The sequence below is a fragment of the Streptomyces catenulae genome (assembly GCF_000718015.1).
GTDB lineage: Bacteria > Actinomycetota > Actinomycetes > Streptomycetales > Streptomycetaceae > Streptomyces > Streptomyces catenulae.
This window is the reverse complement of sequence record NZ_JODY01000020.1, coordinates 65,879-89,664: the sequence shown is the minus strand read 5'-3', so window position 1 is coordinate 89,664 and position 23,786 is coordinate 65,879. Positions and strand designations below refer to the sequence as shown.

The following is a 23,786-nucleotide window of genomic DNA, read 5'->3' as shown; positions in this document are numbered from 1 at the left end:
CCGGCTGAATGATCCAAAGAAGGGCCGACCGAAGGAAATTCGGTACAGGGCCCATCATGGGGTGCCATGGACGACATTGATTCGGCGATTGTCCGGGAACTGCAGCGCGATGCGCGGCAGACCAACCGCGACCTCGCCCGCACCCTGCGCATCGCCCCCTCCACCTGCCTGGAGCGGGTCCGCGCGCTCCGCGCCCGCGGCGTGATCACCGGCTACCGCGCCACCGTCGACCTGCGCGCCCTGGGCCGCCCCGTCCAGGCGCTGCTGACGGTCCGTATCCGGCCGATGAACCGCGAGGTCATCGAGCGGTTCAAGGCGTTCCTGACCGGGCTGCCCGAGGTCTTGAGCGTCTATGTGGTCGCGGGCGGCGACGACTTCCTGGTGCATGTGGCGGTCCCGGACGTCGACCGGCTGCACGCCCTCCTGATGGACCAGGTCTTCAAGCGCCGCGAGGTCGTCGACTGCCGCAGCTCGGTGATCTACCAGCACGTCACCAACGGCGTCGTCGAGGCGCTGCCACCCGCCGCACCCTGACCCGTACGGGCCCGGGCAGGACGCCCGGGCCCCGCGCCTCACACGGTCAGGACGATCTTCCCCGCGGTGCGGCCGGTCTCGCCCAGCTCATGGGCCTTGGCGGCGTCCGCGAGCGGGAACGTCGCGGCGATCTCCGCGCGCAGCCGCCCGGCCGCCGCCAGCTCGGCGAGCGCCCGCATGCCCTGCTGATCGTGCTCGACGACCATGCCCGCCGCCCGGACACCCAGCCGATCGGCCTCGGCGCGCACCGTGTCGTCGGTGCCCAGGATGCTCACGTACACCCCGCCGGGGCGCAGCGTGCGCAGCGACCGCGGACCGTACTCCCCGGCGATCGTGTCCAGGACGACGTCCACGTCCCGCACCGCCTCGGCGAAGTCTTCCGTGCGGTAGTCGATCATCTCGTCGGCGCCCAGCCCGCGGACGAAGGCATGCTTCGGCGCGCTCGCGGTGCCGATCACATACGCCCCGCGCGCCTTGGCGAGCTGCACCGCCAGATGCCCGACACCGCCCGCCGCCGCATGGATCAGCACCCGCTGCCCCTCGCGGAGACCGGCGGTGTCCACCAGCGCCTGCCAGGCGGTGAGCGCCGCCAGCGGCAGCGCACCGGCCTGGACGTGGTCGATCTCCGTCGGCTTGGTCACCAGCGCCCGCGCGGGGGCGAGCACGTACTCGGCGAAGGCGCCGACGCCGTCCGGGTAGGGCAGCATCCCGAACACCTCGTCGCCCACCTCGTGCAGCGCCACGCCCCAGCCGACCTGCTCGACCACGCCGGACACGTCCCAGCCGAGCACCAGCGGCAGCGGCCGGGAGACGGTGGTCCGGCGTTGCCGGTTCTTCCAGTCGGTCGGGTTCACCCCGGCGGCGCGCACCCGCACCAGCACCTGGCCGACGCCCGGCACCGGCCGCTCCCGTTCGGTCTCCGTCAGCACCTCGGGGCCGCCGAAGGTGTCCTGGCTGATCACTCGCATCGTCTTCGTCATGGCTCCACGGTGCCCGCCGGGGCGGATCAGGAAAATGGCAGGATTGCCATCCTCCGCTAGGATCGTGCCATGTCCGTTTCCGAGCCCGCCCCGGTCGCCGCCCCGCACCGCGTCGTCGTCCTCGCGCTCGACGGCGTCTACCCCTTCGAACTCGGCATCCCCGCCCGGATCTTCGGCTCCCTCCCCGCCCGGTACACCGTCGTGACCTGTAGCGCGGACGGCCGCCCGGTCCGCACCCGCGCCGATTTCACGATCACCGCGGACCACGGACCCGAGGCCCTCGAATCCGCCGATACGGTGATCATTCCGCCGTCCGCGGTCACCGAGGCGCCGGACGCGCTGGCCCGGGTCCGCCCCGGCGCCCGCCTCGTCTCCATCTGCACCGGCGCCCACGTCCTGGCCGCCGCCGGACTGCTCGACGGCCGCCCGGCCACCACCCACTGGTTCGACGCGGCGGAGTTCGCCCGCCGCCACCCGCGCGTCCGCGTCGACCCGGACGTGCTCTTCGTCGACGACGGCGACGTGCTGACCTCGGCGGGCGCCGCCTCCGGGGTCGATCTCTGCCTGCACCTCGTCCGCCGGGACCACGGCAGCGAGATCGCCAACCGGGTGGCGCGCGCCTGCGTCGTCCCCGCCTGGCGTGACGGCGGGCAGGCGCAGTACATCGAGCGCCCGGTGCCCTCGCCCGCCGCGGAGAGCACCGCGGCGGCCCGCGCCTGGGCCCTCGACCACCTCCATCTGCCACTCACCCTGGCCGATCTGGCGGGCCGGGCACGGATGAGCGGACGGACCTTCGCCCGCCGCTTCCAGCAGGAGCTGGGGATGAGCCCCGGCCGCTGGCTGATCCGGCAGCGGGTGGAGCGCGCCCGCCATCTTCTGGAGGCCAGCGACCTCTCCGTCGACCGGATCGCGGGCGAGGTCGGCTTCGCCACCGCGGCGTCCCTGCGCCAGCACCTCCAGGCGGCGGTCGGCGTCTCCCCGCTCGCCTACCGCCGCACCTTCCGCGGCGGCGCGGCGGGCCCCTCCGCCGCGGGCGCCGACCGCCCCGCCGCCCGGACCTGAGCCGCCGGGCGCCCGCCGCGGCGGCCGGGCACACTGGCACCGTGGCCGCGAGACGCAGCGCCGGATTGCTGCTCTTCCGCCGCGGCGGCACCGGCGCCCGTGGCCTCGAAGTCCTGCTGGCGCACATGGGCGGCCCGCTGTGGGCGCGGCGCGAGGCGGGCGCCTGGACGGTGCCGAAGGGCGAGTACGTCCCGCCGGAGGAGCCCCGGGAGGCGGCCGCGCGGGAGTTCACCGAGGAACTGGGCCTGCCGCCGCCGGAAGGGCCGCACCTCCCGCTGGGCGAGGTCCGGCAGGCGGGCGGCAAGACCGTGACCGTCTGGGCGGTCGAGGCGGACCTCGACCCCGGTGCGGTCACGCCCGGAACCTTCACGATGGTCTGGCCGCCGCGCTCCGGCACCGTCCGCACCTTCCCGGAGATCGACCGGGTCGCCTGGTGCACCCCCGACGAGGCCCGCACCCGCCTGGTGACGGCCCAGCGCGCCTTTGTCGACCGGCTCGCGGAGCGGCTGACGGCGGGGGAGTGAACCGGGCGGGGAGCCACCCGGGAGCCGTTCGACGGCTCCCCGAGCGGCTCCCCGGAGCCCTCGCGGCGGTCCGGGCTCAGACCCGGCCGCGTACCGCCCTGTGGTGCTGGCGGGCGAAGAGGAAGGCGGCGCCGGTGGCCAGCAGCGCCATACCGCCGAGGGCCGGCGGCCCCGCCTCCCCCTTGCCGTCCGTCCCGTGCCCGGCATCCCGCCCGTGCGCCGCCTCGCGCGCGGCGCCGTGCGGGAGAGCGGCATCCCGTACGGCGGCGCGCGGCCCCGAGGCGTCCCGTGCGGCAGCGGGGCGCGGCTGCGGGGTGTGTGCGGCGGCGGGCGTGGTGCAGGCGAGGGTCCCGGCGAGCGCGGCCAGTGCGGCGAGCGCGAGCGGGACCGGCCGGACGGAGGTCACCGGCGTGCGGGAGGCCGTGCGGAGTACGGGCATGGGATCTCCTTGTCGCGCCGGTGGCGAGGCGGGTGCGGTGGGGGACCGGGTGGTGAACGGCAGTACCCTCCCCGGCATGCCGGTCGCCGACCCGCGCACCCGCCTCGTCACCGGAACGCTAGCCAACCCGCGCCCCCGATCGGACGCCGAAGCGGCCTCCGGAGTGATCCATAAGGCTCTCTTAAGGTCCAACTAAGCGCGGGCTCAGGTTCCGTGGGCGGTGCCGGACGGAGCGGCGGAGGGCTCCGGGGAAACCCGCTTCCAGGGCCCTGTCGAGAAGGGGCCCGCCACGAGATATCTTGATGTCGAGCAATGTTGCAGACGTGGAGCGGAGCACCGGTGACTGACTCGACCATCATCTACACCCACACCGACGAGGCGCCGGCACTGGCGACCTACTCGTTCCTGCCGGTCGTGGAGGCGTACGCCTCGACCGCGGGCGTCGCCGTGGAGACCCGTGACATCTCCCTCGCGGGCCGGATCATCGCGAGCTTCCCCGAGCGCCTGCGGGAGGACCAGCGCATCGACGACGCCCTCGCCGAGCTGGGCGAGCTGGCGAAGACGCCGGGCGCCAACATCATCAAGCTGCCGAACATCTCGGCGTCCATCCCGCAGCTCAAGGCCGCCATCGCCGAGCTGCAGGAGCAGGGCTACGCGCTGCCGGACTACCCGGACGACCCGAAGTCCGACGAGGACAAGGACGTCCGCGCCCGCTACGACAAGGTCAAGGGCAGCGCCGTCAACCCGGTCCTGCGCGAGGGCAACTCCGACCGCCGCGCCCCCGCGTCGGTCAAGAACTACGCCAAGGCCCACCCGCACCGCATGGGCAAGTGGACCGCCGACTCGAAGACCAACGTCGCCACCATGGGCGTGGACGACTTCCGGTCCACCGAGAAGTCCGCGGTCATCGCCGCGGACGGTGCCCTGCGCATCGAGCTGACCGGCGACGACGGCTCCACCACCGTGCTGCGTGAGTCGGTACCGGTGCTCAAGGGCGAGGTCGTCGACGCCTCCGTGATGCGCGTCGCCGCGCTGCGCGAGTTCTTCACCGCGCAGGTCGCCCGCGCCAAGGCCGAGGGCGTCCTCTTCTCGGTGCACCTCAAGGCCACGATGATGAAGGTCTCCGACCCGATCATCTTCGGTCACGCCGTGCGCGCCTTCTTCCCCAAGACCTTCGCCGAGTACGGCGACGTCCTGGCCGCCGCGGGCCTGACCCCGAACGACGGCCTCGGCGGCATCCTCAAGGGCGTCGAGGCGCTGCCCGAGGGCGCGGCCGTCAAGGCGTCCTTCGAGGCGGAGCTGGCCGAGGGCCCCGAGATGGCGATGGTCGACTCCGACCGCGGCATCACCAACCTGCACGTGCCGTCCGACGTCATCGTCGACGCGTCCATGCCGGCCATGATCCGCACCTCCGGCCACATGTGGGGCCCCGACGGCCAGGAGCACGACACCCTCGCCGTCCTCCCCGACAGCAGCTACGCCGGTGTCTACCAGGTCGTCATCGACGACTGCCGCGCCAACGGCGCCTTCGACCCGGCCACCATGGGCTCGGTGCCCAACGTCGGTCTGATGGCGCAGAAGGCCGAGGAGTACGGCAGCCACGACAAGACCTTCGAGATCCCCGCCACCGGCACGGTCCGCGTCCTCGACGGCAACGGTGACGCCGTCCTGGAGCAGGCCGTCGGCGCGGGCGACATCTTCCGCATGTGCCAGACCAAGGACCTGCCGATCCAGGACTGGGTCAAGCTCGCCGTCACCCGCGCCCGCGCCACCGGCGACCCGGCCGTCTTCTGGCTCGACGAGGGCCGCGCCCACGACGCGCAGCTGATCGCCAAGGTCAAGACGTACCTCGCCGACCACGACACCGACGGTCTGCAGATCGAGATCATGACCCCGGAGGCGGCGACCGCATTCTCGCTGGAGCGCATCCGCCGCGGCGAGGACACCATCTCCGTCACCGGCAACGTCCTGCGTGACTACCTGACGGACCTCTTCCCCATCCTGGAGCTGGGCACCAGCGCCAAGATGCTCTCCGTCGTCCCGCTGATGAGCGGCGGTGGCCTCTTCGAGACCGGCGCCGGCGGCTCCGCGCCGAAGCACGTCCAGCAGCTGGTCAAGGAGAACTACCTGCGCTGGGACAGCCTGGGCGAGTTCCTCGCGCTGGCCGTCAGCTTCGAGCACCTCGCGCAGACCACCGGCAACGCCCGCGCCCAGATCCTGGCCGACACCCTCGACCGTGCGACGGGCACCTTCCTCAACGAGGACAAGTCCCCGAGCCGCAAGCTCGGCGGCATCGACAACCGCGGCAGCCACTTCTACCTCGCCCTCTACTGGGCCCAGGAGCTGGCCAAGCAGACCGACGACGCCCAGCTCGCCGAGGCGTTCGCGGCGCTCGCCAAGACGCTGACCGAGCAGGAGCGGACGATCGTCGACGAGCTGATCGCGGTCCAGGGCTCCCCGGTCGACCTCGGCGGCTACTACCAGCCGGTCACCGCCAAGGCGTCCGCCGTGATGCGCCCGTCGGCCACGCTCAACCAGGCGCTCGCCCACCTCGGCTGATCCACGGCCCGGGGCGTGCCCGACGCCTCACCCTCCGCCCCGCCCGGCACCCGCCGGGCGGGGCGGTCGCGTTCCCGGACCCTCCGGCCCTCACCCCTGCTCCAGCTCCCGCACGCAGCGCCATTCGGAGCCGTACGGGCGGTACCCCAGGGCGCGGTTGACCGCGAGCATCGGGGCGTTGGCGGCGTCGTTGCCGGTGAACGCCTCGGTGCAGCCCGCCTCCCGGGCCCGCTGCAGGGACGCCGCCTTGGCGAGCCGCGCCAGACCGCGGCCACGGTGGGCGCGCCGCGTTCCGGTCATGGCGGAGGAGTAGCGGCCCAGCCCGTCGGTGGCCGCCAGGGTGAAGGCCGCGACCTCGCCGCCGACCGTCACCACCGTCGTGAGCCGCGGATCGTGGTCGGGGTGCCCCCAGATCTGCCGCAGCCAGTCCGGGTACGTCATCGCGTCGCACGGTACGTCGCCCGGCTCGTCCGCCGCCGTCTCGGCGTCCGCGGCGAACACCCCCGCCGGGTCCCCGGCGAGGTCGGCGCCGGTGTGCAGCGCCACGCCCGGCGGCAGCGGACCGGGCGGCGGCGCCGCGTCCGCCAGATCGAGCCGGAGGAAGTGGGCCGGGCGGGTGGGGCGGTAGCCGCGCCGCTCCGCGAAGGCGAGCGGGCCCGGTGCGTCGTCCACCCAGGCGAAGATCCGCTCCGCGCCGACCGCCGCGAGGTGCTCCTCGGCGGCGGTCAGCAGCGCGCCGCCCGCCCCGTACCACCGGTGGTCGGGGTGGACATGGGGCGTCGCCGAGCCCGTCCCCGGGACGCTGCTGTCGTGCACCAGATGGGCGGTGACGGCGCCGATCACCCGTCCCTCACGCTCCGCGACCAGACACCGCATCCGCTGTTCCGGGGCGGCGTCGGCGAGCTGCCGGACGAGGCCCCGCGGAGTGGCGAGGACCGCGGGCAGGGCGGCGCGCCGCAGGACGGCGACGGCCAGGGCGTCCGAGGGCCGGAAGTCACGCACAGTAGGACTCATGGCCGCGGACGGTACGCCAGAGGCGGCGGGGGCCGCCTCCGGTTTTCGCGCGTCGGCGACCGGTCCGGAGCGGTCCGGGCCCTTCCCGAACGCGCTCCGGGTGCGCCCGTTCCGCCTCCCCCCACCCGTCCCGGTGACGCCACCCCAGGGCGGGCGGCCGTGCCGCGCCCGCCGGGCGGTCGCCGCGGCGCCGTTGTCAGTGGCCGCCGTCACCATGGGGGCATGACCACCGACGCCGCACCGTCCGCCGACGACCGCTCCGCCGCGTACTGGCAGGCCGCCGCGGCCACCTTCGACGACGCCCCCGACCACGGCCTGCGGGACCCGGTGGTTCGCGCCGCCTGGGCCGCCCGGCTGCGCGGCTGGCTGCCCACGCCACCCGCCGCCCTTCTCGACCTCGGCTGCGGCACGGGCAGCCTGTCCCTGCTCGCGGCCGAGGCGGGCCACCGCGTCCTGGGCGTCGACCACGCGCCCGCCATGATCGAGCGCGCCCGCGCAAAGCTCGCCGGGCACGGCGCCCGCTTCCTGACCGGTGATGCGGCACGCCCGCCGGTGGGGGAGGAGCGGTTCGCCGCCGTCGTGGTGCGCCATGTCCTGTGGGCGCTGCCCGACCCGCGGGCCGCACTGCGGCGCTGGAGGGGGTTGCTGGCCCCTGGCGGCAGGCTGGTCCTGGTCGAGGGCCGCTGGGGCGAGTCCGACCCGACGGGGATCGCCGCCACTGAACTCCGGGCGCACCTGCGGGAGGTGGACTGCGGGCTCCGCGTCCGCGTGGAGGATCTTTCCGGCGATCCGCTGCTGTGGGGGAGGGAGGTGTCCGATGAGCGGTACGCCCTGATCGCCGGGCTGCCCGGGGACGCCTGACCGCGTCGGGGTGCGGCGCGGGGCCGCAGGCGAGACCGTCGGGAGGGACCGGTCCGGGCCGTGCGCGGGGCCTCCGGCGCACGCTTCCGACCAGGCGTTCTCCCGCTTCCCGCCCGCCCCGCACCGCTCGCCGGAGCCGCCCTGGCTCGTTCCGGACAGTCCGGAATCTGCATAGGTGGTAGCTACAGCTATCCCGGCGTACCGTGATCAACGGGGGTCGCTGCCGGGATGCGGCGGCCCGCCGCCGACGAAGGAGCCGAGATGTGTGGAATCACCGGATGGATCTCCTACGACCGTAACCTCACCACCGAGCGTCCCACCCTTGAGGCGATGACCGAGACCATGGCCTGCCGTGGTCCGGACGCCGCCGGGATCTGGCTCGACACCCACGCCGCGTTCGGCCACCGCCGCCTCGCCGTCATCGACCTCGACGGCGGCAAGCAGCCCATGGCCGTCGAGCGCGACGGCCGCACCCTGCTCGTCACCACCTACAGCGGCGAGGTCTACAACTACCGCGAGCTGAAGGCAGAGCTGGAGGGCCTGGGGCACACCTTCCGTACGCAGAGCGACACCGAGGTCGTACTCCACGCCTACCTGGAGTGGGGCGAGGCGTTCACCGAGCGCCTCAACGGGATGTACGCCTTCGCGCTCTGGGACCCGCGGACCGAGGAACTCCTGCTGGTCCGCGACCGGATGGGCATCAAGCCGCTCTACTACCAGCCCACCCCGAACGGTGTGCTCTTCGGCTCCGAGCCCAAGGCGATCAACGCCCACCCCGAGATACGGCCCGCCGTCGACGCCGAGGGCCTGGCCGAGCTGATCACCTTCACCAAGACCCCCGGTCACGGCGTCTTCAAGGGCATGCGCGAGGTCCGCCCCGGCCACACCGTCCGCGTCACCCGCGACGGGCTCACCACCCGCTGCTACTGGGCGCTCCAGGCGCGTGAGCACACCGACGACCTCGACACCACCGTCGGCCACATCCGCGGGCTGCTCGACGACATCGTCGCCCGCCAGCTCATCGCCGACGTCCCGCTGTGCACCCTGCTCTCCGGCGGCCTCGACTCGTCCGCGATCACCGCGCTCTCCGCCGGTGCGCTGGCCGCCCAGGGCAGCGGCCCGGTCCGCTCGTTCGCCGTCGACTTCACCGGCTACACCGAGAACTTCACCCCCGACGACCTGCGCGGCACCCCCGACGGCCCGTACGCCCACGCCCTCGCCGAGCACGTCGCCTCCGACCACCACGACATCGTGCTGGACACCGCCGCCCTGATGGACCCGGCGCACCGCGCCGCCGTCCTCGCCGCCCGCGACCTGCCCAACGGCTTCGGCGACGGCGACACCTCCCTCTACCTCCTCTTCAAGGCGGTACGCGAACAGTCGACGGTCGCGCTCTCCGGCGAATCGGCCGACGAGATCTTCGGCGGCTACCGCTGGTTCCACGACCCCGAGGCCGTGCACGCCGACACCTTCCCCTGGATAGCCGCCGGTGTCTCGGGCCGCTTCTCCGGCGGCAACGCCGTCCGCGAGGCGCTCCTCGACCGCGGGCTCCTCAAACGCCTCGACCTCAAGGGCTACGAGGACCGCCGCTACCGCGAGGCGCTGGCCGAGGTCCCCTACCTGGACAGCGACACCGGGCTCCAGCGCCGGATGCGCGAGGTCAGCTATCTGCACCTGACCCGCTTCGTGCAGATCCTCCTCGACCGCAAGGACCGCGCCTCGATGGCCGTCGGCCTGGAGGTCCGAGTCCCGTTCTGCGACCACCGCCTCGTCGAGTACGTCTTCAACACCCCCTGGTCGATGAAGACGTTCGACGGCCGCGAGAAGTCGCTGCTGCGCGCCGCCGTCCGCGACGTACTGCCCGCCTCCGTCGCCGACCGGGTCAAGAGCCCGTACCCCAGCACCCAGGACCCGGGGTACAACGAGGCGCTCCGCAGCGAGCTGCGCGGCGTCGCCGCCGACCGGAACGCCCCCGTCCAGCCGCTGCTGGACTCCGCCGTCGCCAAGGAGGTCACCGCCGACGGCGCCACCGGAGACATCCGCCCCGGCGCCGAACTCATCCTCGGCCTCGACGCCTGGCTCCGCACCACGGGCACCAGCCTGGAGCTGTGAACCGCGCCGCCCCGGGGAGCCGACCACCGCTCCCCGGGGCGCCCGCCCACCCACCTGACGCACAATGGGCGCGACCACCCGCTCCCGGCCCGCCCGCGGGCCGGTACCCGCCGCACCCCAGGAGCGCCCGCCGTGTCCTCGCCGCACCTCCGGATCACCCTCGACCCCCGGTCCGCCGACGCCCCGTTCGAGCAGGTCCGCGCCCGGATCGCCGACCAGGCCAGGTCCGGGGCGCTACCGGTGGGATTCCGGCTGCCCACCGTCCGCGGTCTCGCCGACGAACTGGGCGTCGCCGCCAACACCGTCGCCAAGGCGTACCGCGCCCTGGAGGCCGACGGGGTGATCGAGACCCGCGGCCGCAACGGCAGCTTCGTCGCCGCGGCGGGCGAGGCCGCCGACAAGGAGGCCGCCACCGCCGCCGCCGACTACGCCCGCCGCGCCCACCGCCTCGGTCTGGACCACGACGCCGCCCTCGCCGCCGTCCACGACGCGCTCCGCGCCACGTACGGCACCGGCTGACCGGCCGTCGGACCCGCCCGGCAGGACATGCCCATCCGCACGGCTGCCCGAATCGCGCGCCGCGCCCGGCCTATCGTGACGCCATGAGCAACCTCGACATCCGCCCGCTCGCCAAACCCTGCGGAGGCAACGGCCGCACCGGACCGGTCCGCGACGTCCAGCCCGGCAAGCAGGTGCCGCTGGGGGAGAGCACCCTCGTCCGCCGCCTGCTGCCCAACCTCGGCCGCCGGATGGTCGGCGCCTGGTGCTTCGTCGACCACTACGGTCCCGACGACATCGCCGACGAGCCCGGTATGCAGGTGCCGCCGCATCCGCACATGGGCCTGCAGACCGTCAGCTGGCTGCACGACGGCGAGGTGCTGCACCGCGACAGCCTCGGCAGCCTGCAGACCGTCCGCCCGCGCGAACTGGGCCTGATGACCTCGGGACGGGCCATCGCGCACTCCGAGGAGTCGCCGCGCGACCATGCCCGGCTGCTGCACGGCGCCCAGCTGTGGGTCGCGCTGCCCGGCGAACACCGCCACACCGAGCCGTCGTTCGAGCACCACGACGACCTGCCCGTCGTCACCGGCGCCGGTGGCCTGTCCGCCACCGTCATCCTCGGCGAACTGGCCGGAGCCACCTCACCCGGCACCACGTACTCCCCGCTCGTCGGCGCCGACCTCACGCTCACCGCCGGGACCGACACCCGGCTGCCGATCGACCCGGACTTCGAGTACGCGGCCCTGACCATCTCCGGCGAGAGCGAGATCGACGGCGTCCCCCTCACCCCCGGCTCCCTCCTCTACCTCGGCTGCGGCCGCACCGAACTCCCGCTCCGCGCCCCCACCGACTGCGCCCTGCTCCTCCTCGGCGGCGAACCCTTCGAGGAGCACCTCATCATGTGGTGGAACTTCATCGGGCGGTCGCACGAGGATATCGCACAGGCCCGCGCCGACTGGGTGAACGGCGACCGCTTCGGCACCGTCCACGGCTACGACAGCCCCCCGCTGCCCGCGCCGACACTGCCGGGCGTACCGCTGAAGCCGCGGGGGAGGGTGCGCTGAGCTGCGAATTCACCTCTCGGGGAGCAGACAGATGACAGAGGAACGACGCGAGCGTCACCCACCGTCGTGCCAGAGATGGGATGGCCCCCGAGGCGGCGCATCGATCCCTTGCGGCTCTCCAGAGTGTGCTCATGTGTAATTGTCTGTGCCAGTCCTGATGCTGACCCCACGCTGACTTTATTGACTCTGTGTCAGATTTCTGTGGGGCGAGCCGACCAAGCGGAGAAGGGGCGTGGCACGGCGGTCGGGAGGAGGTACTGAGGGTGCAGAGGTGAGGAGGTGATCTGCGTCCTCAGTAGCGCGGCCGTAGCGTGTGCCGTGGGACACGGCGGTACGCAGTTGACTGTGGGCTTTCCACAGTCGTCACGTTGTCGCTCAAGGAACACCTTTTGTGGCTGCCTTCAGCGGTGTTGCCGTTCTGTGGAGCGGCAACGTGGCACTACCAGCTCATCTTCCGGGGACTTCACTCTTCGTCTCCTCGTGCTAGTGGTGGTTATCCCCAGGTCGTCAGCGCCCCGATATTTCGTTTACCGCGCGCTCGGTTCGGGTTGCGGCTGAGTCTGTGGTGCTGATCGGTTTGACCGGCACGCGTGTCCTCGCCTCCTTCGGCAGCCGATCGGGCTGCTGAATGCTTCCGTGTCGCAGAGACTCCAGTGTGTCGAGCTAGTCCCGTACTCCGCAGGTCACTGATTCAGGTCTGTGGCATCCGCCGCTGTGCGATCAAGCGTTCGTTGCATCAGCAAGGTGTCGATCCAGCGGTCATGCTTGTAGCCGACGGTGGCCAGTCGGCCCACGTCGGTGAAGCCATAACGGCGGTGCAGCGCGACCGAGGCGTCGGTGTCGGCGTCGGCGATGACGGCGATCATCTATCGTACGTGAGTTCGGGCACAGGCGGCCAGCAGGGCTTCCAGCAGCGCTCCGCCCAGACCTCGGCCTGTCCGGCCGGGGGCGAGGTAGATCGAGTTCTCGACGGTGTGCCGATAGGCGGGCTTGGGACGCCAAGGGGCCGCGTACGCATAGCCCACGACTTCGCTGGACAACTCAGCGACCAGAAAGGGCAGCTTCCGGGCGGCAAGGTCGTCGAGGCGCTGGCGCCAGGCGGCTACCGGTGGAGGGGCCTCCTCGAAGGTGATCACGGTGTGGCAGACGTAGTGCGTGAAGATCTCGGCCACGGCGTTCAGGTCGGCCGGGACCGCCGGGCGGATCACTGACTCCATGGCTGTCACACCGGGGAGTGTAGGCCGTGCTGGACAGGTCACTGATTCAGGTCTGTGGCCAGCGGGTTTGGGTGATTTCGATGCCGAGGAGGTCGAGGAGGTGGAGTTGGACTCCTCGGGTGATCTGGGCGGTGGGCAGGGCGGTGACGTTGCCGATCCGCAGGGTGAGTTCGCTCAGGTGGTAGAGGATCATGCGGCCGGTGGGCCGGACCCGGCGGTTGTCCGGGTAGAGGCCGGCCATCGCCTGCTCGGGGCCCAGGGCTTGTCTGACCTGGCGCTCGATCAGGCAGAAGACCAGCAGGGCCAGGCAGATGACCTGGATCAGGGCGGCGACGCGGTGGTTGTGCTGGACGAACAGCGGGGTGACCGCCAAGGGGCCCTTGAAGTCTGCATAACGGCGCTCGACCGATCCCTGCCCCTTGTACTGGATCAGGACCTGGCCCGGGTCGGCCTGCTCGGGGGCAGTGCCGTCAGCAGCGCGTACCAGCCGTCGGCTGCCGCCTCCCGGTCCAGGACCTGCTGGTCGAAGTGCCAGGTCAGGGTGGGCCTACCGGTCTCGTCTTCGCCGATCTCGGTGCGCAGGCAGGAGGCGACCCGCCGGGTCCTGGTAATCACGCCGATACGGGCCGCGATCTTCTCGGCGGTGTTGTAGTACCTGCCGCCGGCTCCGCGCTGGACCTTGTCCAGGTCCTCGGCTGCGCGGGTGAGGCGTTTGGTGCGGGCGGCCTGCTGGCCCGCGGCGTTGCCGGTGGAGTGGACCAGGATGCGGCGAACGCTCAGGACCGGGTCGCGCTTGCGCGGACCGTTCAGGGTGTGGACGTCCTCCAGCACCCGGTAGACCTCGCGCTGGGCGGGGTCCTTGCCCGCGTCCCGGTCGGGCAGCCAGTCCACGACGGTTGCCGCCTCCAGGTCCAAGGCGGCATAGAAACCGTCCTTGACCTGGGCTGCCGGGACCGGGGCGATGAACACCGTCCGGGCTGCCAGCAGTGCGGCGACGTTCGCGTAGGACACCAGCTTGGAGTCGGCGACCAGCAGGAACTCCTGCTCGCCAGCCAGCTTCTGCAGGTCCTTCATCGTCCCGACGACCTGGGAGACCTCGCCGCACCGCCGCCGAAGACCCTGGCGTGGACCGGGATCCCGCCGTCGCCGGTGACTGCGAGCCCGGCCTGGACCTGCTTCAGGTCCAGGCCGGCGGTCCTTGGGATGCCCGTGCTTGATCACCGGGAACGCGTCGTCCTGGTCCTCCAGTGGGTAAGCCCCGTGGACGGACATGGACGTCATGTCCCAGTGCAACCGCGACACGTCGATGTCGAACTCGGTGATCGCCCGCGCGCCAACCGTGCCCGCGAGTTGCTCCAGCTTCGGGGCGATCGCGTCCAGCGCCCGCGCGAGACGGTCGTCGTTGAGCAGGCCCGCCTCGATGCCGAAGACTTCCTCCACCGCCCAGGTCCGGGCCCAGTCGCCGACCCGGAAGAGCGGCATCGGCGAGGTCAGCCGGTTCGCGACCAGCGCCTCGATCACCTGCCCGTGCGTCAAATGCGCACTCGGCGCGGACGGGCACAACCCGTCGATGATCCCCGCCACGTCCAGCCGGCGCAGAAACTCGGCAGCGACAGGCAGAGCGCCCAGGCGCTTCTCCACCACAGACGTCACCACGCACTCAAGGCGCTGACGCTGGGACCGAGGCCGCGGAGACCGGGAAGTCATCGACACACCCGGCTAACGCCCACAGCCCCACTTCGGACACCGCCAAGCCCTCTACGCCAACCGATTCAACGACCCGCGAAGTACAGGGCTAGTGCAGGCCGCCTGGCCTCCCGACGAGATCGACGATGGTGCGGTGCCCGGGGACGGGTAAGCAGCGTTGATCGTTGCCACCCACGCTGCTTATCGGATAAGCGGTGTGGGCTTGGGGGATTCCACCCTTCCGAGGGACTTCGGTGATCGACTCGTCTGCCTACCATTTGCATTGGCGCTCGCCATGCAATTTCATATGCGAAAGCTCTGTGAGCTGCAGGGCGCGCGGATGGTCTGACGCGGAGTGAGAGGAAGAAGAGTGGAACTTGGTAACGGGGTATCGGCCAGCAAGATCGCTGACGCTCGGTGGTTCAAGAGTGCGGCGAGCAAGACGGAGAACTGTGTGGAGGTGACGGGTCTGCCCAGTGGCGATGTGGCGTTCCGCAACTCCCGTTTCCCTTCGGGTCCGGCCCTTCTTTTCACGGCAGACGAGATGAAGGCGTTCATCAACGGAGTTAAGTGCGCAGAATTCGACCACTTGGTCGATTCTTCGATGTGATCATCTGGCTGAATCGAGAGGTGTAGCCTGACTGGCGGACACGCGGGTCTCTTTCTGGGATACTGCCCAGGTAACTGGTCGGTCCCCAACTGGAGCCTGCGTGTCCGCTGTTCGTAAACTGGAGCAAGAAGAGGCGGCGAGCATCATGCCCGCAGCTCGTGAATGCACGAACGCTGCGGCGGCCCGTCTGCTGGGTGAGAAGCTGCGGGCCTTGCGCGCGAGGCGTGGCCTTGGCTTGAAGGATGTTGCGCCGATCATCGGTGCTTCAGTTTCGAAGATCAGTCGGCTTGAATTGGCCAGGAGCCCGGCGAAATACCAAGACGTCATGGCTTTGGCCTCGCACTACGCTGCAACGTCGGCCGAGAAGGCCGAGCTTGAAGTGCTGTACCAGCAGTCACAGAACAGTGATTGGTACGAGCAGTACGCCGACGTGACAACCGACTATTTCCGTCGCCTGATCGCGCTGGAGGGGCAGGCGAACCGGATCATGACCTACGAGAACATGGTTGTGCCCGGCCTTCTCCAGATACGCCCCTATGCAAAGGCATTGCTGCGTGCAGGGCTTCCCACCCACAGTGCTGCCGACATCGATCGCCTTGCCGATCTGCGCGAGAAGCGCCAGGTAATTCTCCGGGACCCGGCCCCGGAGGTGGTGGCACTTATCGACGAGGGCGTGCTGCGGCGGCCGGTCGGCGGTGTTCGTGCGATGTACGACCAGCTGAACCACCTTCTGGAACTTGGGGACGATGAAGAGCTGAATATCAGCATCGGAATTGTTCCTTTCCTTGCCGGAGCCCTGGCGAGCCCCCCTTATCCAATCACTCATCTGCGCTTTGCAGACGGTGGGCCGGCGGAACTGGTTTACGTGGAGATTCTAAAGAGCGCTAATTACGTCACCAGGGCTTCAGAGATCAAGGAGCACATGTTGGTGCTGGAGAATTTGATGTCGACCCAGACCGGTTGGGCGGCGAGCCGCTCGCGAATTGAAGCGATGCGTGACGAGTACGCGAAGCACCTCTAGAGCTTCTTCATTCCCCATTCCTTGCGGTCAGAGGATTTCGGCGACGCCTCCCCACTCGACCCAGTCGGTGGGGCGAAGGTGCTGCGGTGGCGGTGCGGCGGTAGGTCGCCAGTCGACGACATCGCACAGGCCGGGCGGTAGGATTTTCAGTCCGTCGAAGTAGGCGCGCACTTCGCCTCGTTCCCGGACGCGGCCCCATTGGCCACCGGTCGCCTGCCGCATCAGTTCGGTCACGCCGTCACGAACCTCATCGTGGTCGCTGACGAGCTGGCAGATCACGATGATGCTGCCGGGGGCGAGGGCCTGGGTGATCTTGCGGATGAGGGCTGCCGGGGCGCGGTCGTCGTTGGTGTCGGGTAGGCAGTGCAGAACGGAAACGAAAAGGACCGCGACCTTCTTACCGAAGTTAAGGAAGTTGCCGTCGGCTGCCGCGGCGAGGATCTCCTCGGTGTCGCGCATGTCGGCCTGCAGTACCCGGGTGTTGCTGTTGCGCAGGAGCCGGGTACGAGCGTGAGCGAGAACGGCGGGGTCGTTGTCGACGTAGACGACCTTGGCGTCAGGGTTGATGCGCTGTGCGATCTGGTGGACGTTGTCCTGCGTCGGTAGACCGGACCCGTGGTCGAGGAACTGGTCTATCCCGAAGTCGTCGGCCAGGATGCGGATGACGCGCTGCAGGAAACTCCGGTTGTTGCGGGCGAGTAACTGGCTGCTGGGCGCGATGTCCAGCAGCCGATGGCAAGCCTCCTTGTCAACGTCATAGTTGTCGATGCCGCCTAGCAGCCAGTCGTACATCCTGGCTGCTGTTGGCATGTTCATGTTGATGGACGGTGTTCGGGGTTTCTCTCCCTCGAACATGTGCCCTCCTGCCCCAGGTGGAGGTACTACAACTCTGAAGAGGCCAGTGTAGAAGGGCAGTTGAGGGTGTGTTATCCCACGGTCGGGTGTAATTCAGGGGGTGGTGCAACGTATCGGCTAGAGGGAGAGAAACGGCGAGGTCCGCATCTTGGGTCGGCGTCGGCGGAGAGCGGCTTCGGCGGCACGGAGGCGGATGCGTACGGCGGAGGGGTCGGCGCCCATGAGGGTGGCCATCTGCCCTACGTTCAGGTTCACCCCGTGACGCAGGACGATCACATCGGCCTGCTCGTCGGGCAGGAGGTCATACGCGGTGGTGCACCAACGGCGTTCCTGCCGACACGGGTCGTGCACGGCGGCGGCCTCGGAAAGCAGTTCCCACGCCCGCGCGGGCAGGCACGGACTCTGCAGAGCGGTGCGCCAGCGGAGGGACAACTCGTCCAGGGCGCGTTCCACCGTCGAGCGGGCGCACCCCTCACTGCCGGAGCGGGCTTGTGCGTAGAGAAGGTAGGGACGCTGATGGAGTTGGCAGAACGCCTCGAACTCCAGCGGCGGACGACGTGGCGGGGTGATGGCCATGCGTGGCCGGGGACGCGTCACGAGCCGGCCCGGTCGTTGCGGAGGGCCTCGCCGTCGGCGAGGGCCCGTTGGAGGTCGTCCCAGTGCGGGCGAATCCAGCTGTGATGTACCGCCATGCCGACGGTCGCCGCGGCCAGTTGCTCCCAGTTCTCCGGCCGGCCGCCGTTCAGGAGGTGGTGGACCAGGGCGGTGGGTAGCGCGCACCGGCGGCTGATCTCGGTGTCGGAAGGGCCGCCGACGGTGAGACGTAGGCCCCTCAACGCATCATGAAGGCGCCTTTGGGCGGCGTCGACGGTCTCCGGTACCGACCGTGGATGACCGGTCACGGCCTCCCAGATGTACCGGACCGCACGGGCATCGTGCGGCTCGCTGAGGAGGATCTCGGTGAGCATGCGTGTGACCGCCCAGCTCGCGGTGCGTTCCCCCTTCAGAAGGGACTCGACGTCGTCGTCTGCCAGCTCGGCCTCGGCGGCGATGTCGGCCAGCGGAAGATCCTGGCGGATCTGCAGCGTCGTCAGGGCGTTGCCCAGCGCTTCGGGCGCCAGTTGGGGAGCCGGTGACGCCGCCGGGACCGGTCCGATCGCATACTCGGGGCCGGTGGCCTCGGGAGGTGGCGTGAGGGCCGGAGGCTTGCGCAGGGCGAGCAATTTTTCCAGCTTGAGGGCCGTCCAGCGGGTCCGTGCCGACGCCACGCTGGTGCCCGCGTCCGTGGCGATTGCCTCCCACGGGACCCCCTCGTTTCTTTCATCGCGTACCGCGGCAGCGACGAAGGTGGCAAGTTCCGTCTTCACAAGCTCCGCCTGTTCGAGCAGTAACCCCAGCGAGGCCTTGCGCTGCGCCGTCGCGGCGAGGATGCCGGCGGCGACATAGACGGATTCAGCAATCGGCGGGCTGAGACGCTGCTGCCCCGCCTCCGCGGACGTTGTCAGCTTCTGGCGGTCGCGGAGGCGTTGTGCTCGCCGCCGGCATGTCGGGTCGCAGTAATCCCTCGGCCGCCCGGAGCGGCCGGGCTCCGGCGGAATCTCGTTTCCGCAGCAGGCGCATCGATCGCGCGCGAGCTTGGACATCATGATCTATCCCCTTAATGAGTGCGTCCTGGTGGAAAGCCCGGGGGGCGGAGGCTCCGCCCCCCGGGCCACGGTCAACGGCGGCAGTGACGCCGGTAGCTGAACCAGGAACATCCGCACAGCACGGGCAGTGCAGCGGAGAGGAGATCAGCCGTGTGCGTTGGCACAGAGGTGCCGGTGATCACGCACACGGTGAGAATCAAGATCACGATCAGGGCTGAAACGCGGGAGCCGATGGTTTCTGCCTGCGGTGCAGTAGGCATACTGCACCTGTGGATTGCCGCGGTGCCGGTTCGATGTGTGCCGCGGTCCTTCCTCATGGCCATAGCTGCTTCCAATCTTGGTAGTGGCCGGTCCACGCGGCCCCGGGGCCCTACCCCCGGGGCCGCGCCATGACCCACACGCCGTGGCCTTCTGGGACGTGTGGCCCATGAGCCTACAGCCAGTTGGTACGCCTTTACGGTGCGTTCGCACCTACTTGCACGGGTGCCCCTGGTGCGAATGAGGCTGGCGTGCCCCTCACGCGTCCCGCCGCCCGCCCGATACTGGGCAATGAATGCATGACGTTTGAATTCCCCTCAGATTAAAGCGATTCTGAACAACTGGGCGCGAATGTGACTGTCGGGAATCGACTACCGAGCACATTCCACTACCAAGGCGGCCAATCGGAAAAGTGGGGCGATCGGGAGTGATCGCTCACGCTGTTCGCATAATCGTTCAGTGGACAACCCGCGCGAGTGATTTTGAGTGCGCGCACCATGCAAAATATGCAAATTAACTATAGCGAATAATGGGTGAGTTGGGTGTTGGAGGTGAACGTCCAGCGGGCGGTAGCCGAGGCGTCCTCCGCTTCATAGCGCCGTCTTTTCGGGGAACCCTTGAGTGCTGGCGAGGGCTTCTGGCCCTCTGGACGAGTCCTTCGCAGTGGTCAACCCCTCGCAGGAGCGCGACGTCGGTCTGGTCAACCCACCCGCACGATTGCCCCCCCGCCATGCGAGTGAACGGAGCGTCGTGGAGAACGGCAGTGATGATGGGGATTCTTGGCGGCGCTCACCGGGGCGATGTATCGAGGCGGTCACCACCGTGATGGTGCCGGTGGTGACCGCCGAGGCTGTCGACGCCGACGAAGCCGCACTCCGGGCGGCGCGCCTGCGGGCGTTGGAGAACACCTCGGCGGTGGCCTGCCCGCCGCCGGTACGTATCCGCACGTCCCACGAAGCCCGGTACTGCCCGGTGATGACGTTCGGGCCGGGACGGCCGCTGGCGTTGCGCTGGATGCGGACGCGCAGCAGCATCGCGTGATGCCGACGGTGGCTCGGGTGCGGGTGCGGGTGCGGGTGCGGGTGCGGGTGCGGGCGCGGACCGCCGGGCCCATCCGGGCCAGGGCGGCGGCCAGCGCGATCGGATCGCGGAACGCGGGGGCGTCCGGGTGGGCGTTGGGGTGCGGGTTCTGGCTCTCCGACGGCATCAGTCGATCACCTGCACCCGGACGATCCGCACCACCGTGAAGGTGCCCACCGTCTCGTCGGCGACCCGGAACCGGCGGCCGACCAAAGCCGCATCCCGGGGCCCGCCGGGGCGGACCGACCCGGCGACGCGGACCACGTCGTCACGGCGCAGCGGCGGCGCGGCGATGGGGAGGACGGCTTGGTGGTCGGTGGTCGGTGGCTGGGCGACGGTGGCTCCGGCGAGGGGCGGGGTGAGGGCGGGGCGGCCGAGCGGCATCACCGCGCCGAGCCCGGCCCACACCAGCACCTCGTCCCCCGCGGGCGGCACCAGCCGGCCGGTGCTCTCGTCCAGCACGTCGTCCGCCCGGCCCGCGCCGTCCCGCCACACCTCCAACTCGTCGTCCAGCAGGCGGCCGACGACCCGGCGAGCGCCTTCGACGTCAAAGGCCACGGGCCCACTCCCCGAGCTGGGCGAGCATCGCCCGCGTCACCGCGTGCGGCTCGGCGCCGAGGTCCGGACGGGCGAGCGCGGCCCGTTCCAGAAGTTCGGGGTCGATGGCGTCGAGGAACACCGCCGCCTCCGGCCCCGGACCGGCAGCCTCAGCCACCGCGACCCGGGCGACCCCCGACCACTGGGCATCCTGCTGCTCGGTGACGTGAAGGACGATATGCGCGGGTGAGCCCGCGACCTGGGTGACGGTGTACGCCTCGACGGCGCCCGGAGCGACCTGGGCGCCGTCGATCTCGATGTCGGCGTGCTCATGACGAGCACCGATCCTGACATGGTGCAATGCGCTGGTGGTATCCATCTGACCGACCATAGAGACGGCGTCGGGCACAAGCCCCGTCACCTCGTCCAGCACACTCCCGCGTAAGCAGAGGTAGCGTGTTCTGCCGAACTGTTCCGCGATCCGGGCGCGGCCTATCGGACATCGCCTGCAGGCAGGCTTCCGTACGGTCTTCGTTGTCGGACAACCGATGAACACGCGGCGGCTGTATCCGTTCCTGGCCAGATTCGCAGCGATTCGCGGAGTCAGGCTGGAGTGCTAGGGGCAGAGGACGTTGACACCGGTGACGAGGTTGTTGGGGTCCAGCGGGCGGCTGGTCCCGCGTTCAACACGGTCCCATCTGCCGTCCGCGTAGAGGACGTCGAAGGAGTAACCGTTGGCGTCGCCGTAGTCGTAATGGTCCTTGATCGGACCGTGGCCCCCACGGCCGTGGCCAGGGCCGTGGCCCATGCGGTGAGTCGGCGGTTGGTCTTCCGCATCTCAGATCCCCCATCTCTCCGAGGCCAGGTGTCCCGACCTCGTCCTGATCAACAGCCGTAGACGTCCCGCTCGCGAAATCACGGCAGTCTCATGTCACGCACCCGGTCAGCAAGCGGTCCGCAGAGAACAGCATCGCTCAGCAGAGCACATCGACACCCGTAACGCGCTTACGAGAGTCCAGTGCGCGTTGATCCCAGGCCTGCACGCGGTCCCACGTGCTGTCCGCGTAGAGGACGTCGAAAGCGTTGCCCTTGGCGGAGCCGATTTGGTAGTAGTCGTTGATCGTGTGGTAACCGCATCCGACCACGTTCCACGCATACCCGTTTGGTGACCGTGGCCCCCACGGCCGTGGCCAGGGCCGTGGCCCATGCGGTGAGTCGGCGGTTGGTCTTCCGCATCTCAGATCCCCCATCTCTCCGAGGCCAGGTATCTTCCAACCTCGGCCCGATAAACGCTCAACAGCGGTAGACGTCCCGCCCGCGAAACTCACGACGGTCCCACGCCATCGCGTCAAGCGTTTGCGCCCAGGATCTAAGCGCCCCGGAAGAAGAGCCGTCAAGGTTTCGAACAGTTCCGGAACACAATTGACTCAACCGGCCCCGGTCTCGGATCCAACCGGATTCCGTGCTCGTAGCTCTCACGCAGTGCGGAACACCTCCGCGTACGCGGAGCAAACCTTCGCGACCTGCGCATCTCTCGGCCTTCCTGATTCCCCACGCTTCCGCTTCCGTACCCCTCGCTGCGCGCCACCGCTGCGTCCTGGGGCATCTCGGTCTTCAGCAGCGGCTGTCAGGTCATTCGGTGCGCGGTCACCAGCAAGGTGTCCGCGGTGCGAGGGCCCGCAGTGGCCGACGGCAGGGTGGTAACGCTGATGTCGGTGAATCCCGCCTGGTCGAGCGCCTTCGTCCAGACCTGCTCTTGGAGAACCCACCGAGGCATGGTCGTCGCCTTCCCGGCCGCGGTCTTCGCCGGGATGTCGGCGGGCACGATGTCCGGTTCTGCGGGGGCACCGTTCAGGTAGTGGGCGAGGGTGGCGAACACGAGCCGGCCGCCGGGTCGCAGGGCGACTGCCGCAGCGGGTAGGAGTTCGCGGGGGTCGGTGAAGCAGGTCGCGCCGAAGACGCTGTAGAGCACGTCGTACTCCCTGCTGGACGCGTGCAGGTGCCGTACGACGTCGGCGTGAACGAGGCGGAGGCGAGGTGTGAGGTGGCCGAAGAGGGCGGTGGCCAGTGTGTGTGGCGCCGGTGAGGAGTCGATCGCGTCGACGCGGGCCGGGGCGTGGCGGGTTGCCAGGTGGGCGGCATCACGGGCGGCTCCGGCCCCGAGGTCCCCGATGGTCTGTCCGGCGAGGTCGCCGAGGGCCTCGGGGCCGGGGCCGGACTGCTGGTCCCAGGGTCAGTGAAAGGCCGGTGGGACGCTGCGGTCGTGGCCAGCGCGAGCGCGGCCGTAGTGGTGCCAGAGGTCTGCGGTGCTGGCCTCACCATCTTGGCGAGCCCGGCCCGGAGGCGGGTGAGTTCCGGCGAATCTCACCCGGACGCCTGGGCCCGGTCAGGAGCTGGCCGGACCCAGGCTACGGTTCAGCGCGAGCCGTTGCGGCGCAGCCCGTGGCCTGACGGGAATTCAGTAGACCACGTCAACCGACATCGCCAACGCGCCCAAGCACAGAGAGAGCTATTGGCTGGCGAATGGCACAGCACCGCCGTAGGCAATTCATGAAGAGAGGAGCCTACTGGTGAAACCCTTGTCGGTAAGGGAAATGTACGCGGCGTGCACGTCTTCCGGGACGTCCTGCTCAATAGCAAATCCGAGCGATGGATATTCGATTACCCGTTGCAGATCCCCAACAAGCATGTCAACCACGAGCTTTTCATCGCCGATGCTCTTAACGTATTTGTCGAACTCCAAGGGCTCTGAAGCGCAGATCACCTGCACCTCGGGCCATACCTTGCGCACGGTGGCATACGAGCGCCGCTCCATGTATGGCTTCGAGACGATCATTACCGATTTCGGTGCAATGTCAGCAGTAACCAGAACTTCACGGGAGAACAAGATGTTCTGACCAGTGTTGCCAGCGTTGGGCTCCAGCAGGATCGCACTATCCGGAACGCCGAGGTCAAGAGCGTGTTCGCGGTAGTGGACAGCTTCACCACGCGGGAAACGGGCCGCTGTCGTGGGACTATTTCCGCCTGTGAATACCAGGGTGGGGAAAAGGCCAGCGTGGTACAGCTCAGCAGAGAAGGCCGCCACTCCAAGATCGTGGCTGCCCAGCCCGATAGCAACGTCAGTCTCGCGCACTTCGTGGCGCATCTGGTGGAAATCCCAGATCAACTTCGCCTCACGCCACTGTTCCTCACTGATTTTTTGCTGGTTTTCCGTCACTCGCCTATC

General features: G+C 69.8%; 23 protein-coding genes and 2 pseudogenes. 11 read left to right on the top strand and 14 right to left on the bottom strand.

Annotated elements, in window-relative coordinates; translation table 11 throughout:
* Positions 1 to 66: 66 nt before the first annotated feature.
* Positions 67 to 534, top strand: coding sequence for an Lrp/AsnC family transcriptional regulator (locus IF23_RS0118655; protein ID WP_030285077.1), 468 nt, complete (start codon positions 67 to 69; stop codon positions 532 to 534).
* Between the two features lie 38 nt (positions 535 to 572).
* On the opposite strand, the gene IF23_RS0118650 is transcribed toward IF23_RS0118655, so the two are convergent.
* Positions 573 to 1,514, bottom strand: coding sequence for an NADP-dependent oxidoreductase (locus IF23_RS0118650; RefSeq protein ID WP_030285075.1), 942 nt, complete (start codon positions 1,512 to 1,514; stop codon positions 573 to 575).
* Between the two features lie 69 nt (positions 1,515 to 1,583).
* On the opposite strand from IF23_RS0118650, the gene IF23_RS0118645 reads away from it, so the two are divergent.
* Both IF23_RS0118645 and IF23_RS0118640 read left to right on the top strand, forming a co-directional pair.
* Positions 1,584 to 2,576, top strand: a complete 993-nt coding sequence (locus tag IF23_RS0118645; protein ID WP_030285073.1) for a GlxA family transcriptional regulator — start codon at positions 1,584 to 1,586, stop codon at positions 2,574 to 2,576.
* A 41-nt stretch (positions 2,577 to 2,617) separates the two neighbouring features.
* Entirely contained in the window at positions 2,618 to 3,100 is a 483-nt protein-coding gene (locus IF23_RS0118640) for an NUDIX hydrolase (protein ID WP_030285071.1), read from the top strand.
* A 76-nt stretch (positions 3,101 to 3,176) separates the two neighbouring features.
* On the opposite strand, the gene IF23_RS0118635 is transcribed toward IF23_RS0118640, so the two are convergent.
* Positions 3,177 to 3,539: a hypothetical protein gene (locus tag IF23_RS0118635; protein WP_030285069.1), complete on the bottom strand. Its 363-nt coding sequence runs from the start codon at positions 3,537 to 3,539 to the stop codon at positions 3,177 to 3,179.
* Positions 3,540 to 3,878: 339 nt separating this feature from the next.
* Between IF23_RS0118635 and IF23_RS0118630 the strand changes: the two genes are divergently transcribed.
* On the top strand, positions 3,879 to 6,098 hold the full coding sequence (locus IF23_RS0118630) for an NADP-dependent isocitrate dehydrogenase (RefSeq protein WP_030285067.1): 2,220 nt from the start codon (positions 3,879 to 3,881) through the stop codon (positions 6,096 to 6,098).
* Between the two features lie 90 nt (positions 6,099 to 6,188).
* Here the strand turns inward: IF23_RS0118630 and IF23_RS0118625 are convergent, their stop codons facing one another.
* A complete protein-coding gene (locus tag IF23_RS0118625; RefSeq protein ID WP_030285065.1) occupies positions 6,189 to 7,112 on the bottom strand; it encodes a GNAT family N-acetyltransferase in 924 nt (307 codons plus the stop codon).
* 222 nt (positions 7,113 to 7,334) lie between these two features.
* On the opposite strand from IF23_RS0118625, the gene IF23_RS0118620 reads away from it, so the two are divergent.
* The 4 genes from IF23_RS0118620 (at position 7,335) to IF23_RS0118605 (ending at position 11,650) form a co-directional block, all read left to right on the top strand.
* Positions 7,335 to 7,973 (top strand): class I SAM-dependent methyltransferase, encoded by a 639-nt coding sequence (locus tag IF23_RS0118620; protein WP_030285064.1) that lies wholly within the window; start codon positions 7,335 to 7,337, stop codon positions 7,971 to 7,973.
* A 261-nt stretch (positions 7,974 to 8,234) separates the two neighbouring features.
* Positions 8,235 to 10,085, top strand: coding sequence for an asparagine synthase (glutamine-hydrolyzing) (asnB, locus tag IF23_RS0118615; RefSeq protein WP_030285062.1), 1,851 nt, complete (start codon positions 8,235 to 8,237; stop codon positions 10,083 to 10,085).
* Between the two features lie 132 nt (positions 10,086 to 10,217).
* A complete protein-coding gene (locus tag IF23_RS0118610; protein ID WP_030285061.1) occupies positions 10,218 to 10,604 on the top strand; it encodes a GntR family transcriptional regulator in 387 nt (128 codons plus the stop codon).
* Between the two features lie 83 nt (positions 10,605 to 10,687).
* On the top strand, positions 10,688 to 11,650 hold the full coding sequence (locus tag IF23_RS0118605) for a pirin family protein (RefSeq protein WP_030285059.1): 963 nt from the start codon (positions 10,688 to 10,690) through the stop codon (positions 11,648 to 11,650).
* Positions 11,651 to 12,333: 683 nt separating this feature from the next.
* On the opposite strand, the pseudogene IF23_RS31405 reads toward IF23_RS0118605, so the two are convergent.
* The 3 genes and pseudogenes from IF23_RS31405 to IF23_RS35030 form a co-directional block, all read right to left on the bottom strand.
* A pseudogene (locus IF23_RS31405) lies at positions 12,334 to 12,876 on the bottom strand (N-acetyltransferase family protein).
* A 37-nt stretch (positions 12,877 to 12,913) separates the two neighbouring features.
* Positions 12,914 to 13,240 (bottom strand): hypothetical protein, encoded by a 327-nt coding sequence (locus IF23_RS35035; protein ID WP_245655021.1) that lies wholly within the window; start codon positions 13,238 to 13,240, stop codon positions 12,914 to 12,916.
* A gap of 56 nt (positions 13,241 to 13,296) precedes the next feature.
* Positions 13,297 to 14,574, bottom strand: coding sequence for a DUF4277 domain-containing protein (locus IF23_RS35030; RefSeq protein WP_245655020.1), 1,278 nt, complete (start codon positions 14,572 to 14,574; stop codon positions 13,297 to 13,299).
* A 349-nt stretch (positions 14,575 to 14,923) separates the two neighbouring features.
* Between IF23_RS35030 and IF23_RS32780 the strand changes: the two genes are divergently transcribed.
* Together IF23_RS32780 and IF23_RS31395 are read left to right on the top strand one after the other, a co-directional pair.
* Positions 14,924 to 15,163 (top strand): DUF397 domain-containing protein, encoded by a 240-nt coding sequence (locus IF23_RS32780; protein ID WP_078654071.1) that lies wholly within the window; start codon positions 14,924 to 14,926, stop codon positions 15,161 to 15,163.
* A 100-nt stretch (positions 15,164 to 15,263) separates the two neighbouring features.
* Positions 15,264 to 16,184, top strand: coding sequence for a helix-turn-helix domain-containing protein (locus tag IF23_RS31395; RefSeq protein WP_078654070.1), 921 nt, complete (start codon positions 15,264 to 15,266; stop codon positions 16,182 to 16,184).
* A gap of 27 nt (positions 16,185 to 16,211) precedes the next feature.
* Here IF23_RS31395 and IF23_RS0118580 read toward each other — a convergent pair whose 3' ends face one another.
* The 3 genes from IF23_RS0118580 to IF23_RS0118570 form a co-directional block, all read right to left on the bottom strand.
* Positions 16,212 to 17,039 (bottom strand): SAM-dependent methyltransferase, encoded by an 828-nt coding sequence (locus IF23_RS0118580; protein ID WP_030285055.1) that lies wholly within the window; start codon positions 17,037 to 17,039, stop codon positions 16,212 to 16,214.
* Between the two features lie 117 nt (positions 17,040 to 17,156).
* On the bottom strand, positions 17,157 to 17,615 hold the full coding sequence (locus IF23_RS32150; protein ID WP_051739689.1) for a hypothetical protein: 459 nt from the start codon (positions 17,613 to 17,615) through the stop codon (positions 17,157 to 17,159).
* A gap of 17 nt (positions 17,616 to 17,632) precedes the next feature.
* The gene (locus IF23_RS0118570; RefSeq protein ID WP_030285052.1) at positions 17,633 to 18,685 is read right to left on the bottom strand and encodes a hypothetical protein; all 1,053 of its coding nucleotides are present in this window, start codon (positions 18,683 to 18,685) and stop codon (positions 17,633 to 17,635) included.
* Positions 18,686 to 19,693: 1,008 nt separating this feature from the next.
* On the opposite strand from IF23_RS0118570, the gene IF23_RS0118565 reads away from it, so the two are divergent.
* Positions 19,694 to 19,984 carry a hypothetical protein gene (locus IF23_RS0118565; protein WP_157848036.1) on the top strand — a complete coding sequence of 97 codons (291 nt, stop codon included), beginning with the start codon at positions 19,694 to 19,696 and terminating at the stop codon, positions 19,982 to 19,984.
* Positions 19,985 to 20,149: 165 nt separating this feature from the next.
* Here the strand turns inward: IF23_RS0118565 and IF23_RS0118560 are convergent, their stop codons facing one another.
* The 5 genes and pseudogenes from IF23_RS0118560 to IF23_RS0118535 form a co-directional block, all read right to left on the bottom strand.
* Positions 20,150 to 20,581 carry a DUF6093 family protein gene (locus IF23_RS0118560; RefSeq protein ID WP_030285048.1) on the bottom strand — a complete coding sequence of 144 codons (432 nt, stop codon included), beginning with the start codon at positions 20,579 to 20,581 and terminating at the stop codon, positions 20,150 to 20,152.
* Positions 20,571 to 20,939, bottom strand: a complete 369-nt coding sequence (locus IF23_RS0118555) for a hypothetical protein (protein WP_157848035.1) — start codon at positions 20,937 to 20,939, stop codon at positions 20,571 to 20,573. Before IF23_RS0118555 ends, IF23_RS0118560 begins: the two co-directional genes overlap by 11 nt.
* Positions 20,940 to 21,176: 237 nt before the next feature.
* Positions 21,177 to 21,368, bottom strand: a complete 192-nt coding sequence (locus tag IF23_RS31390) for a hypothetical protein (protein WP_037678614.1) — start codon at positions 21,366 to 21,368, stop codon at positions 21,177 to 21,179.
* 819 nt (positions 21,369 to 22,187) lie between these two features.
* Positions 22,188 to 22,928 (bottom strand): annotated as a pseudogene (locus IF23_RS31380) (class I SAM-dependent methyltransferase).
* Positions 22,929 to 23,108: 180 nt separating this feature from the next.
* Positions 23,109 to 23,777, bottom strand: coding sequence for a YdcF family protein (locus tag IF23_RS0118535; RefSeq protein WP_030285043.1), 669 nt, complete (start codon positions 23,775 to 23,777; stop codon positions 23,109 to 23,111).
* Between the last annotated feature and the right edge of the window lie 9 nt (positions 23,778 to 23,786).